Source organism: Nocardia sp. NPDC050175, assembly GCF_044459885.1.
Lineage (GTDB): Bacteria > Actinomycetota > Actinomycetes > Mycobacteriales > Mycobacteriaceae > Nocardia.
Genome location: NZ_JBITJI010000020.1, coordinates 23,535 through 36,270, shown reverse-complemented (window position 1 = coordinate 36,270; position 12,736 = coordinate 23,535). Strand labels below are relative to the sequence as shown.

Annotated in this window: 14 protein-coding genes; 8 read left to right on the top strand and 6 right to left on the bottom strand. The window is 67.4% G+C overall.

The features are described from left to right. The first annotated feature begins 12 nt into the window (after positions 1-12). The 3 genes from ACIBK2_RS42410 to ACIBK2_RS42400 all read left to right on the top strand — a co-directional run bounded on the left by ACIBK2_RS42410 (position 13) and on the right by ACIBK2_RS42400 (position 3,512). Entirely contained in the window at positions 13-1,212 is a 1,200-nt protein-coding gene (locus ACIBK2_RS42410; RefSeq protein ID WP_396976318.1) for an ROK family protein, read from the top strand. A 165-nt stretch (positions 1,213-1,377) separates the two neighbouring features. Beyond that, positions 1,378-2,187: an SAM-dependent methyltransferase gene (locus tag ACIBK2_RS42405; RefSeq protein ID WP_396976316.1), complete on the top strand. Its 810-nt coding sequence runs from the start codon at positions 1,378-1,380 to the stop codon at positions 2,185-2,187. A 53-nt stretch (positions 2,188-2,240) separates the two neighbouring features. Continuing rightward, positions 2,241-3,512 (top strand): diguanylate cyclase domain-containing protein, encoded by a 1,272-nt coding sequence (locus ACIBK2_RS42400; protein WP_396976314.1) that lies wholly within the window; start codon positions 2,241-2,243, stop codon positions 3,510-3,512. A gap of 7 nt (positions 3,513-3,519) precedes the next feature. On the opposite strand, the gene ACIBK2_RS42395 is transcribed toward ACIBK2_RS42400, so the two are convergent. Continuing rightward, entirely contained in the window at positions 3,520-4,119 is a 600-nt protein-coding gene (locus ACIBK2_RS42395) for a TetR/AcrR family transcriptional regulator (protein WP_396976311.1), read from the bottom strand. A 92-nt stretch (positions 4,120-4,211) separates the two neighbouring features. Between ACIBK2_RS42395 and ACIBK2_RS42390 the strand changes: the two genes are divergently transcribed. Both ACIBK2_RS42390 and ACIBK2_RS42385 read left to right on the top strand, forming a co-directional pair. Next, positions 4,212-4,664 carry a nuclear transport factor 2 family protein gene (locus tag ACIBK2_RS42390; protein ID WP_396976309.1) on the top strand — a complete coding sequence of 151 codons (453 nt, stop codon included), beginning with the start codon at positions 4,212-4,214 and terminating at the stop codon, positions 4,662-4,664. Then, positions 4,661-5,548: an NmrA family NAD(P)-binding protein gene (locus tag ACIBK2_RS42385; RefSeq protein ID WP_396976307.1), complete on the top strand. Its 888-nt coding sequence runs from the start codon at positions 4,661-4,663 to the stop codon at positions 5,546-5,548. Before ACIBK2_RS42390 ends, ACIBK2_RS42385 begins: the two co-directional genes overlap by 4 nt. Here the strand turns inward: ACIBK2_RS42385 and ACIBK2_RS42380 are convergent. Genes ACIBK2_RS42380 through ACIBK2_RS42365 form a run of 4 tightly spaced genes read right to left on the bottom strand, consistent with a single transcriptional unit; the run spans position 5,537 to position 8,947 of the window. Next, entirely contained in the window at positions 5,537-5,869 is a 333-nt protein-coding gene (locus ACIBK2_RS42380; protein ID WP_396976305.1) for a DUF4873 domain-containing protein, read from the bottom strand. The genes ACIBK2_RS42385 and ACIBK2_RS42380 overlap by 12 nt on opposite strands. A gap of 8 nt (positions 5,870-5,877) precedes the next feature. Then, positions 5,878-6,951: a 2Fe-2S iron-sulfur cluster-binding protein gene (locus ACIBK2_RS42375; protein ID WP_396976303.1), complete on the bottom strand. Its 1,074-nt coding sequence runs from the start codon at positions 6,949-6,951 to the stop codon at positions 5,878-5,880. 2 nt (positions 6,952-6,953) lie between these two features. Beyond that, the gene (locus tag ACIBK2_RS42370) at positions 6,954-7,958 is read right to left on the bottom strand and encodes a diiron oxygenase (protein ID WP_396976301.1); all 1,005 of its coding nucleotides are present in this window, start codon (positions 7,956-7,958) and stop codon (positions 6,954-6,956) included. Then, positions 7,955-8,947, bottom strand: a complete 993-nt coding sequence (locus ACIBK2_RS42365) for a diiron oxygenase (RefSeq protein WP_396976299.1) — start codon at positions 8,945-8,947, stop codon at positions 7,955-7,957. The genes ACIBK2_RS42370 and ACIBK2_RS42365 overlap by 4 nt, the downstream gene beginning before the upstream one ends. A 181-nt stretch (positions 8,948-9,128) precedes the next feature. Between ACIBK2_RS42365 and ACIBK2_RS42360 the strand changes: the two genes are divergently transcribed. The 3 genes from ACIBK2_RS42360 to ACIBK2_RS42350 all read left to right on the top strand — a co-directional run bounded on the left by ACIBK2_RS42360 (position 9,129) and on the right by ACIBK2_RS42350 (position 11,506). Beyond that, entirely contained in the window at positions 9,129-9,488 is a 360-nt protein-coding gene (locus ACIBK2_RS42360; RefSeq protein WP_396976297.1) for a DUF4873 domain-containing protein, read from the top strand. A 37-nt stretch (positions 9,489-9,525) separates the two neighbouring features. Further along, complete coding sequence (locus ACIBK2_RS42355; protein ID WP_396976295.1) at positions 9,526-10,254, top strand: NIPSNAP family protein; 729 nt, start codon at positions 9,526-9,528, stop codon at positions 10,252-10,254. A gap of 166 nt (positions 10,255-10,420) precedes the next feature. Next, a complete protein-coding gene (locus tag ACIBK2_RS42350; protein WP_396976293.1) occupies positions 10,421-11,506 on the top strand; it encodes a CSLREA domain-containing protein in 1,086 nt (361 codons plus the stop codon). A 130-nt stretch (positions 11,507-11,636) separates the two neighbouring features. On the opposite strand, the gene ACIBK2_RS42345 is transcribed toward ACIBK2_RS42350, so the two are convergent. Further along, entirely contained in the window at positions 11,637-12,497 is an 861-nt protein-coding gene (locus ACIBK2_RS42345; protein ID WP_396976291.1) for a BTAD domain-containing putative transcriptional regulator, read from the bottom strand. Between the last annotated feature and the right edge of the window lie 239 nt (positions 12,498-12,736).

The window sequence follows — 12,736 nt, the reverse complement described above, 5'->3', positions numbered from 1 at the left end:
GAAGGACGGTGAATGCGAGCAGCCCCCTCTCCCGATGAGATCCGCAAGAGCAATCTGGCTGTGTTGCTCCGGCACGTCCATCGCGGCGGTCCGGTCTCGCGGGCCACGCTCGCGGAGCGAATGGGGCTGAACCGCAGCACCATTCTGGCGTTGACCGCCGATCTCGCCGCGGTCGGTCTGGTGCGCGAGGAACTGCCGGGCCAGACCGGCAAGGCGGGCCGTCCCTCGCTGGTGGTGCGGCCGGAATCGGATCGCGTCTACGTCGTCGCGCTCGACGTCGGCGCCGACCGGCTCGCCGCGGCCAGGGTCGGGCTCGGCGGATCGGTCCTCGACCAGGTCGAAACCGTCCGTCCGCGTGGCACTTTCGACCCGGACGACGTGATCACCACGCTGGCGAGCATGGCCCGCGAGATGATCGGCAAGGCCACCCGCGATGCCGTGTGCGTCGGCGTCGGCGTGGCGTTCTGCGGGATGGTGCGGGAGGAGGACGGCGTCGTCCGCTACGGACCGAACATCGGCTGGGTCGATGTGCCGTTCGGCGCCAGCCTGACTCGGGAACTCGACCTCGGCCTGCGCGTCGCGGTTGGCAACAACGCCAACCTCGGCGCGCTCGCCGAACGTGAACGCGGTGTCGCCGCCGGCCTGTCCGACCTGATCTACCTGCACGGCGACGTCGGCATCGGCGCGGGCATCATCATGGGCGGCCAGCTGCTCGGCGGCGAGGGCGGCTACGCGGGCGAGGTCGGCCACATGATCGTCAACCGGGACGGGCGGGCCTGCGCGTGCGGATCGCGCGGCTGTCTCGAGGTCGAGGCGGGCGAACTCGGTCTGATCGCCGCCGCCGGGCGCACCGATCCGGCCGGCCGGGCCGCGGTCGAGGCGATCGTGGAGGACGCGGCCCGCGGCGACTCGACGGCCAGGGACGCGCTGCACCAGGTGGGGGACTGGCTGGGCTACGGCGTCGCCAACCTGGTCAACATCTTCAACCCGTCGATGGTCGTCTTCGGCGGCGTGCTGCGCGAGATCTACCTCGCCTCGGCGGCCCAGGTGCGCAGCCGGGTGGCGGTCGACGGCCTGCTCGCGGTCCGCGAACGGGTGCGGTTGCGCACCTCGGCGCTCGGCGGCGACGCGACCTTGCTCGGCGCGGCGGAGCTCGCCTTCACCGATGTGCTGACCGATCCCGTGCAGACGCTGGCCCGGATCCGCAGCTGAAACCGGGTGCGGGCCAACCACGGTCAGACGTGATCTTCCCGCTGGTCACCAAAGCCGACTACTATGCTCAGACCACCGTTCGGGTGATCAAGCACACGACACTCGAGTGGGTCGGCCGATCGCAATGACGGTGTTTTCGAGCGCGAGCAATTAAAAGGGGTTTCGATGGACAGGCCGGCGTGGGCACCCGAAGGCGTGGATATGCAGCAGGCGAGCCCGGCACGGATGTACGACGCACTGCTCGGTGGCTCGCACAATTTCGACATCGACCGCAGGGCCGCCGAGATGGCCAAGAACCTGGTGCCCGATCTGCCGCGCCTGGCGCTGAGCAATCGGGCGTTCCTGCGCCGGGCGGTGCGCTTCCTGGCCGATTCCGGCATCCGCCAATTCCTCGACATCGGGTCGGGGATCCCGACCGCAGGCAATGTGCACGAGGTCGTGCAGGGCATCGACCCCGAAATTCGGGTGCTGTACGTGGACATCGACCCGGTGGCCGCGGCGCATGCGCGCGCGATCCTGCAGGGCAACAGCCGGGCCGCCGCCATCGAGGCCGACCTGCGCAAGCCCGCCGAGCTGCTCGACCGGGCGAGTGATACCGGACTGATCGATTTCGACCAACCGGTTGGTCTGCTCTTGGTCGCGGTGCTGCACCTGCTCTCGGACGGCGACGAGCCCATCAAGAAGGTCGCTGACCTGCGCGCCGCCGTCGAACCGGGCAGCTACGTCGCCATTTCGCACCTCACCTCCGAGATGCGTCCCGAGGACGCGGGCAAATTAGGCGCCCACGCAACGGATGAGAGTCGAGTTGGCATCCATTTCCGCAATCGCGACGGAATCGTCGCTATGTTCGATGGATGGGACCTGATCGAGCCCGGCGTGGTCGAGCTGCCGGTCTGGCGCCCGGAGTCCGAGCGGGATCTGCACGAGGCACCGGGCCGGTCACTCGGTCTGGCCGGCGTCGGTCGAAAGGTCTGAAGCGCGAACACGAACCAGCAGGGGGTCCCTGAGTGGGGTCGCATGAGCTAGCGATGCGGTGGGCCGAGGCGCTCGATGGCGCCGTGGCCCCCACCCTCACGCGGACTCAGATCGAGGCCATGCTCGCCGGGCTCGGTGAGGCGCTCGAAGCGGTTGTGCTCGGCCTGGCCGAGCTCAGCGTCGCTCGCGAGGCCGCCTCGGTGCTGGTCGCGGCGAATTATCGGGACGCGGTGGCGGTCAGTCGTTCGGTGGTGGTGATCTGCCACGACCTGGTGGCCGACCTCTGCCCGACCAGGACCGAACCGAACTACGAGCGCATCCGCGACCGCGCGGTGGTCGCCGCCGCCGAATTCGCGGCAGGCTTCACGGCGGCGCTGCGGACGGCGGCGTTGGCCGAACAGGAAGCCACCCTGGTCGCGACGCTCGCGGCCGCGCAGGAGGCCGAGGCCAAACGGCAGCTGTCGGAGGCCAGGTTCGCCGCCGTCTTCGCGGGCGCCTCGGTCGGTATCGGCACCATCGATGTGGCCGGGCGGGTGCTCGACTCGAACGTCGCGATGGCCGAAATGCTCGGTCTGCCAGTGGAACTCATGCCGGGCCGGTCGGTCGCCGACCTGCTCGGCCCGGCCAACATCGGGTACGCCTTCGCCGAGTTGCAGGGGCTGCTGAGCGGCGTGTCCGACCGCTTCCGGTTGGAGACCGATCACCTGCGCCCGGACGGCACCGTCACCACCATCGACCTGTCGATGTCGGCCGTGCGCGACAGCGCCGGGCAGGTGCGGTTCCTGATCGGGGTGGCGGTCGACATCACCGAACGCAAGCAGCTGGCCGACCGGCTGTGGCACGACGCCAACCACGACAGCCTCACCGGCCTGCCCAACCGCACCCTGTTCTTCGATCGGCTGGCGAACGCCAGCCCCCCGATCGGCGTCTGTTACCTCGACCTCGACGGGTTCAAGGAGATCAACGATGTGTGGGGACACACGGTGGGGGACAAGGTACTTCGGGTGGTCGGGCAGCGACTACGCGCGGCCGTCGAGCCGGTCGACGGACTCGTCGCGCGCCTCGGCGGCGACGAGTTCATCGTGCTGATCGAAAAGTGTACGGGGGCAGGGAAATTGGACGAGGTGTCCGGCTGGCTGTCGCGGGCGCTGGTCGAGCCGATGGCGGTGGAGGGGCATCTGGTGACCGTCGCCGCGAGCATCGGCACCGTCTTCCTCGACGATGTACCCACTGCCCCAGATCAACTCATGCATGCGGCCGATACGGCCATGTATCGCAACAAGGCCGCGCAGGGCATGCGCGAGTCGCGGTTCCGGCAGCGGTGACAGTGCTTCAGCGGGCGTTCAGTGCGCGCAGCAGGTGGTCGGCCAGTCGGTCGAGGTAGTCCGGTCCTTCTTCGGCGTGCCGGACGTTCAATCGCCAAAACATCGTCCCGGCAATAAGATCCAGCGCCATTTCGACATCGGTATCGGCGGGTAGCTCCTCGCGCTCGATGGCCCGACGCAGCAGCTGGGTGCCCAGTGCGCGCCGTGGTTCGCCGATGGTCGTCCGGACCGCTTCCGCCAGTACGGGATTGCGGCCTGCCTCGGCGGTGAGATCCGGCAGGATCGTCGCCATTGTCGAGTGGGTGAGCCACTCGTGCAGTGCGCGTAGCGATGCCATGAGATCGGTGCGCAGCGCACCGGTGTCGGCGAATTCGGCCAGCTCGACGCTGAATTCGGCGAGCACCGCGATCACCATGTCCTGTTTCGAGGGCCAGCGTCGATAGAGGGCGCTCTTGCCCGCGCCCGCGCGTTTGGCCACCGCCTCCATCGACAGCCTGGCGTAGCCGTTCGTGGCGAGTTCTGCCATCACCGCCTCGGTGACGGCGGTGGTGATCTGCGGTTGCAGGACCGCGGCACCGGTGGGTGTGCGTCGGGGCTTCTCGGGCATGCGGGTCAGTATACGGAATGGACGAGACGGTACCGTCCCGTCTATATTTGGATGGGACGGTACCGTATCGTCCAAATGAAGTGGAGGGTCTGATGCCCGAATCGGTACGCACGCCGGCCGAGGTGGTCGACGAGGCCTTACGGCTGCTGCTGGCCAAGGACATGGTCGGGTTCGCGGGGCTCTGGGCAGCGCGGGGGAGCGTCGAATTTCCCTTCGCGCCGCCCGGATACCCGTCCGAGGTGACCGGTCGCGCGGCCATCGAGGACTACCTGCGTGACTACCCGGAGCAGCTCGATATCCGTGCGATCGATGCGCCGACCGTGCACGTGACGGCAGACCCGGAGGTCGTCGTGGTCGAGTTCGCGGCGGAAGGTGTCGCGGTGCGGACCGGGCGGCCGTACCGGATGCGCTATATCGCGGTGATCACCGTGCGCGCGGGCGAGATCGTGCATTACCGCGACTACTGGAATCCACTCGCCGCCGCCGAAGCGCTCGGTGGCGCCGGTGAGCTCGCATCGTTCGGCGCTACGGAGGGAAATCTATGAGCGAGCCGACCATCCTGGTCACCGGTGGCACCGGGAAGACCGGAAGCAGAGTCGCCGCGGGACTGGCCGCGGCGGGGGCCGAGGTACGGATCGCCAGCCGGAACCCACTGGGCGACAAACAGATTCGATTCGAATGGCACGACTCCGAGACATACGGGCCAGCATTGGCCGGAGCGGACGGCATCTACCTGGTCCCGCCGATCGGCGCGACCGATCCGGCGCTGATCGTGGAACCCTTTCTGACCCAGGCGGTGCGGGCCGGTGTACGGCGAGTGGTGCTGCTCGGCTCGTCGGCGATCACCGACCAGACGCCGGGGCTCGGCAGGCTGTACGGCCTGGTGCGCGACGCGGTGCCGGAATGGGCGGTGCTGCGGCCGTCCTGGTTCATGCAGAACTTCGTCGGCGGACACCCGGTGGCCGTTGGCATTCGAGCCACGGGGGAGATCGTCACCGCGACCGGTGACGGCCGGGTGGCCTTCGTCGACGCGGAGGACATCGCCGCCGTGGCCGTACGCGCGCTGCTGGATCCGTTGCCGCACAACACCGATCACGTGATCACCGGACCGGAGACGTTGAGTTACGCGCAGGCCGCCGCGATCATTGCCGAGGAGACCGGGCGGCTGGTGCGGCATGAGTCGGTCGGCGTCGCCGAATTCGCCGCGCTGGTCCGCGAATCCGGCGTGCCCGCCGACTATGCGGCCTTCCTCGCCGGACTCGATGACGAGATCCGGCGTGGTGCCGAAGACCGTGTCACGTCGGTGGTGCCGGACGTGACCGGCCGCGAGGCCGGATCGTTCCGGGCGTTCATCGCGCGCAACTGGACTGAGCTTGCGGCAGACATGGCGGCGGAAGTTGTTGTGCTGCCGGGCGGTTCAGTGTACTGATCGCGGGCCGTCGATCTCGGCCAGGCTCTTCGGCACGAAGAACGGCGGTGTGCTGCGACCGGAAATGCGGTAGCGGCCCCAGAAGTCGAGGTCGCCGATGACGGCGGGCACCGTGCCGAACGCGGTGCTGACCTGCGCGTCCGCCAGGTCACCCACGGCGGCGGCGAGTTCCGGATTCGGCCGAATTCGCCCGTACCAGCGGTAGATTCCGTCGAGGCCCTGGAAGTGCCCGCGCAGGGTGAGCTCGACGGTGATGTCGGTGCCGTCGACGGTGACGGTCGCCGAGCCCTGATAGTCGTAGTCGTCGGCGGGGTCCGCCATGATCGGTCCTATTGGTCGAAGGCGATGTCGACGTGGTCGGTGAGCGGGACGGATTGGCAGGCGAGGGTGAGGCCGACGGCGAGGTCGGCGTCGACCAGGGTGTCGTTGCGGAGCATCCGGACCTCGCCGGAGCGGACGGTGCAGGCGCAGGCACTGCACGCGCCCTCACGACAGGAGTAGGGCGCGTCGTATCCGCTGGCGAGCAGGACGTCGAGGAGCGGGGTGTGGCGTGGCCAGGGCAGCTCCAGGCGGCGACCGTCGAGTTCCACCGTTGCGGTGGCCGGTGTTTCGGCATCGTCGTGGGTGATCACGATCTCCGCGAAGGGATCACCGGTCAGTGACTGGTATATCTCGGTATGCACGTGCCGATCGGTCATCCCCGCGGCGATCATCGCGGATCTGGCGGTGTTCATGAATGCCGTTGGCCCGCAAAGGAAAGCATCGAAGCCGGTGTACGGCCAGAGGCGCTCGGTCAGCGCCTCGGCGGTGGGCAGGCCCATGGCCGACTCCAGCCAGTGGTCGACGATGAGTCGATCCGGGTACTCGGTCATCATGTCCGCGAGTTCGGTGCCGAAGATGACCGAAGGTGCATCGCGATTGGCGTAGAACAGATAGATGGTGCCGGTGCCTGCGATCAAGGCGGACTTGATGATCGACATGACCGGCGTGATGCCGCTGCCCGCGGCGATCATCAGCAGGTCGGCGTCGAGCGACTTAGGCGTGAAGACACCGGACGGGGACAAGGTGGTCACCCGCAGGCCGGGAACGGCGTTGTCGCACAGCCAGTTCGACGCATAGCCGCCTTCGGTGCGCTTCACGGTGATGATCAGATCGTCGTCGAGATGCGGTGAACTGGACAGCGAATAGCAGCGGGCGACCGAGCCGGTCTGTTCGCTCGGGATGCGCAGCGTGAGGAATTGCCCTGGGCGATGGCGGAATCGCGGCACCAGCGGGTCGGGCACCTCGAAGACCAGCGAGACGGCGTCGGCGGTCTCGCGGATCACCTCGACGATTTGCAGCTCGTGCACATGGGTATTCGCGGTCGCCGCCGGTAGCGGCGCGGCGGTATCCGGTTCGGCCATCGTCACGCCGTCCGCGACAGCTCGGCCACGATGTCGTCGGGCAGCGCCCTGGCCAGTCGCAGGATCCGGGTGCTGACCGCGCCGCGCACCAACCCGACCTCGTAGCCGTAGCGCAGCAGCATCTCCCCGGCGAACTTGGCGTTCTCCCGGTAGTTCGGGTTCAGCAGCGCGACGGCCAGCCCGTGCAGCGGGTGGATGCCGACCGAGCGGTAGACCCGCGGCGTCACGATGGCGGGTTGAATCCCGAACACCAGCACCGAGAACACCAGCCGATGGGCCGCATTCACCACCTTGCCGTGCTTGGCGATCTGGCGCACCAGCTCCTCACGGGCATAGGTGATGTGCCGCGCCTCTTCCAACACGTGAATCTTGTTGAGCTGGCGCATATGTGGCTGAATGCGCGGATCGTCCATGTTCTCCCGCTGCAACCGGTCCAGCGTCTCCTCGACCAACAGCAGCCCGCCCATGGTGGCCGGGCCCATCGGCACGAGGCCGATCAGCCGCACCGCCTTGAACAGCGCCTTGGGCACGAACGGCTGATAGGCGGGCAGACCCGACTTGTTGATGAGCCTGCTGAACATCGTGGAATGCCGTGTCTCCTCGCCGACTTCGGCCAGCGCGTACCGGCTGTGGTCGTCGCCTGGGTCTCCGTGCTCGAGGAACTGGCGCAGCAGAAATGCGGAAAGGCCGGACTCCACGATGATCCCGAAGCTCAGCGCGCTGACCGCCTCGTGCATGCCGAGGGTGCGGCGCTGCTCCTCGGTGAGCCGGTCCCACAGGTACGTGCCGTACAGCGTCTGCCGATGATCGAGCATCCACTTCTTGTCCGGGTCGAGCGGGGCGTCCCAGTTGATGTCGACCTCGCCGTCGTAGGCGCGGTCGGCCGCCGAGCGCAGCAGGCGCTGGGCGGTCTTCTGCCGGTCGCCGACGTTCTTGCCGCGGGTGGTCGACATGCCCGCGGTGCTGACCGCATGCCGCTGGGTTGGCGTGGTGTCTTGGGTGGTCATCGCTGCCTCCTCGAGGTGGAGCCGGGCCAGACGCGGCCGAGCCGGAGAATGGTGGTGGTCAGCGGGCCGCCGAACAGTCCGACCTGAACGCCTTGGCGCACAAAGGATTCAGTGAAGGTGCGGGCCGAGTCGGCATAGTGCGGGCTGAGCAGGGCGGTGGGCAGTGCGTGCCTGGCGCGCACGCCTGCCGCGCGATAGGGGCGTGGCGCGATGAGTGCCGGATAGAGCACGCTGGTCGCCGCCGCGGTCCAGAGCGCGGCCATCGCGTTGGAAATCCGGCCGTGCTCATCGATTTCGGCGATCAGCTCGTCCTGGGCGTAGGCCAGGTTGCGTTGCGCCGCGACCCGATGGATCTTCATCAGCTGGCGCAGATGCGGCTGGATATCGGGATCGTCGGCGATCGTCGCGGCCAAGTCGTACATGGCCTGCTGGATCAACAGGGTCACTGCCGAGGTCGCGGTGTTCTTCGGCATCAACAGCACCAGCCGGGACACCACCTGGGCGAGTACCGGCCGTCGGTAGGGGGCCAGGCCACTCTTGTGCACCATCCTGGCGAACATGGCCATAGTGCGGCTGTCGGCGTGGATGCTGGCGAGCGCGGCGCGGGTCTCGTCGTCGGCCGGGCCGGAGGTCTCGATGATTTCGCGGAACAACAGCATGGACCGGGCGGCGTCGGCGTAGACGGCCAGCGTCAGTAGATTGGCGAGCTCGTATTTGGCGAGCGTGGTGCGCTGTTCGGTACCCATCCTGTGCCACAGCCAGGTGTCGTGAATGGTGCTGAGATGGTCGGGCAGCCAGCGTTTTTCGGGATCGATCGGCGCCGACCAATCGATGTCGAGGTCACCGTCGTAGGTCTCCGCCGCGGCATCGAGCAGTAGCCGCCTGGCACTGAGCTTGCGGTCGGTGACGGTGCGCCGACGGCGCACCGGAGCGCCCGAAGTAGTGGTGGGCGAATGGAATTCGATCGGCTCAGGGCTCGGCGTTCCCATCGTGCTCGGCTCTCTTCCGGTGCGCGCGCGTGCGTCACCGGCCTCGACCCGCAACGGCGCACGATCGTGAAATGTGTATCCGGTACCGCTGGTACCGACACCCTTGAGTCTGGAACCACTGGTCGGTATTGTCAAGATTGTCTGAGACACGGATTTGCTCAGCTCCGAAAAGGTGGACGCCATGGCGCAACGCAGCGCAGCCGACCGCAGCCCGCACGACGGCGCCGACTACTACGGCGCCGGAACGCTGGTCGTCCGCGGCGTGGAAGTGCCGGTCCACCTGGAGATCCGGGGCTACCCCGAGCCCACCGACGGCGTCTACCGCTGGGTCGGCCGAGTCGACGCCAATGACACCCTCACCGCGGTACTCGGCGACGAACAACGCACCGCCTGCGTCGTCCGCACCGGCGACGACGCCCGCCCCGCCGTGGTCGGCGACCGCGACCTCTGGAACCGATACCGCATCATGGGCAAGAGCACTCCGCCGTATCCGTTCTCCGCGTCTACTCGGCCAAGGCCGACAGGAACGGCCCGCCACTGAATACGGCTTTGTCGGTGCCTGCTGGCACGCTGATCGGATGACTGAAAATGTTTGGCCGGTAGTCGAACTCAGGCAGTACACGCTCCGTCCGGGGACGCGGGACGTGCTGATCGAGCTGTTCGATCGCGAGCTGGTCGAGTCGCAGGAGGCTGTCGGCATGCGTATCGTCGCGCAGTTCCGCGACGAAGACGACCCGGATCGGTTCGTCTGGCTCCGCGCTTTTCCGGACCTGGCCACCCGCGGTGCCGCGTTGACCGCCTTCTACGTGGACGGGACGGCTTGGCGGACACACGCTCCCGCAGCGCGGGCGACGATGGTCGACACCGACAACGCGCTACTGCTGCAGCCCGCCGCACCTGCCTCCGGGTTCAGGTTGCCGGGCGGCCGTCCCGGCGTGCACGCGACGGATCTGCCCGAATCGCGAGTGCTGGCCACGATCTACTACCTCGACACGCGTCCTGCGGAGTTCACCGAATTCTTCGACGACCGAGTTCGACCGATTCTCGCGGGGTCCGGTGCCTCGCCGATCGCCTGCTACGTGACCGATCCGGCGCCGAATACCTTTGCGGCGCTTCCGATCCGCGAGGAGTCGGTGTTCGTGTGGTTCGCACTGTTCGACAACGCCGACCGGCGCGCCGAGCATCTCGACCGCCTTACAGTGTCGACGGCGTGGACCGAGGACGTGTACCCGCAGCTGGTGAAGCGGCTATCCGGTCCGGCCGAACAGCTCCTCCTGGCACCGACGGCACGATCTCTGCTGCGCTGAAAGAACGCTGCTGTCGACACGCCCAGGGGAATTGTGCAATTGCGAAGGAACTGGTCGACCCACCACGGCACGGGTTTTGGTTCTGTTAGAACCGAGACGACTGAGACAGCGCGCCGGATAGGTGCCGTCTCGATCCGGAGTTGTCGTGCCGAGAGTGGTTGGTCAGATGAAGGTCTCGTCTATCTCGATGATCGGTGCCGTATTTCTCGGTGTGCTGTGCGGGGCGCCCGCGACGGCCGATACCGGGTCGGCGTCGCCCGAAGTGTTCACTGTGACGACTACCGCCGATGGGGCGGCGGCGAATCCGTTCGACGGTCAGTGCCGCACCGACTCCGGTGCGTGCACGCTGCGGGCCGCGGTGCAGGCGGCGAATGTCCGGCCGGGCAGCACTATTCGGGTGCCGGAAGGGCGGTATGTGCTGACCATTCCGCCGAACTTCTGGAACACCAACGGGCCCTTGATCGATCCGGCCACCGGTGACCTCGATGTCAACGCCGACACCACCATCGAAGGCGCGGGACAGGATCGCACGATCCTCGATGCCGGACACCGGGACCGCGTCGTGCTGACCACGGCGCATGTCTCGATCTCCGGCCTGACCATCACCGGCGGCAATGCGACCGAGCACGAGATCCCGCTGTTCGAGACCGGTGGCGGCGGAATCGCCAACTCCGGCAAGCTGATTCTCGATCATGTGACGGTCACCGGGAACGCCGCCGACTACGGCGGCGGCATCTTCAACATCCCGGTCGCCGACATGAAGGCCACCGACACCATCATCACCGCCAATGCGGCGGGCGAGGCCGGGGGAGTCCGCTGTGACAACACCTGCACCTTCACCCGCACCGAGATCACCGACAACCACGTGGTGAACCCGCATGCCAAGTGGTACCGATTCGGCGGATTCGCGGGCCGCGGTGGCGGACTCGACATCCGCGGTGTCGGCGAGGTGGTGCTCATCGACACACTTGTCCTAGGGAACAGCGCCGATGAGGGCGGCGGTGGCATCAACATCGCCCCCGGTTACCTCGACACCTTGCCGTATCAGTTCACCGATGCCGTCAATCCCGGTATGGGCCACCTGATCCTGCGCGGTTCGACCATCGCGCAGAACACCGCAGGGCTCGGCGAACAGAACTGCAAGAAGGTGTTCGCGATCATCCTCTCCACCGGCGGCAACCTCAGCAACGACCACTCCTGCGACCTCACCGCCGCGGGCGACGAGGTCCGACCTGACGCAGGCGCACGCTGAAACTCACACAACCAGAAAGACATTCGCGATGGGTTCGTTCAATGTAGGCGACTGGATGACGATCCTCGGCCAGGCCTTCGCCTGGGTGATGTCGATGCTCGTCTCCGGCGCCACCGCCGGATCGTCCTGATCAACTGGCCTGCCGTGCGACGGGATAGGTCCGGAACCCGCGCACGAGATTTCCGGCGGCTCGGCCGCCGGCCTGGATCGACCTTTCTCGCAGCAGCAGCCCCGGATCATGGTCGAGCAGCCGACGCTCCAGCTCACGCAGAGCGGGCCCCGGTTCGACACCGACCTGCTCCCGCAGCACCTGCCGGACCTTACGCAGCTCCGCCAGCGCGTCCGCCTGCCGACCGCTGCGAAACAGGCCGACGGCCAACAGTTCCCACCGTCGCTCGCGGTACGGCGCCTGAATGACGGCCTCGCTCAACGCCGCGACGGCCTCGGCAGTATCCCCGCACGCCAACCGGGCGGCCTGTAACTCCTCGACCGCCAACTCACGCAACTCAACCAGTTTCGCCCGCGCGCCGAGCACCTCCGGCGAGTCCCCGAGCTCGACCCACGGCTGTCCGTGCCACAGAGCCAGTCCCGTGCGCAGCGTTTCCACCGCCTCGGCTGCCCGACCGTCGAGCAACGCCCGCATTCCCGCGCCGACCAGGTCAGCGAACTGCCCATGATCGGTGTGCTCTGGCGGGAGCGCCAACCGATAGCCGCATCGGTCGAGCTCGAGGATGCGACCGGAGTGCGGCCCGAGCGCGGCCCGCAAGCGATGCACAACGACCCGTACGTTGGCGCTCGGCTGATCGAGCGCCGCACGGCCCCAAAGGTATTCGGCAAGAACCTCGTTCGAGACGGACGCGCCCGCTGCGAACGACAGCGCGGCGAGCAGCTGACGCGGCCGCGCCCCACGCAGATCGACCGGAACGCCGTCGATCTCGACCTCGATCGGTCCGAGGACCCGGCACATGACCGTATTCGTCAAGGTTTCCAAGATTCCTCCGCACAGCGATTGTCCGGGTAGAGGTCACCAGATTAGGCAGGACCACCTGCGGAAACATCATCCCGAGTGCCGATGTTTTTCGGCACTCGGTCAGCTATATTTAGGATGGATAAAAGGGGACTTCGAATAACTCACCGGCCACTGCTGCGGGCGTTGGCATGTCCTCGATGTCGGACTGCAAGCGTGCTGCGGCCGCTACGACGGACCTCGGCACATCACCCCGGAACTGG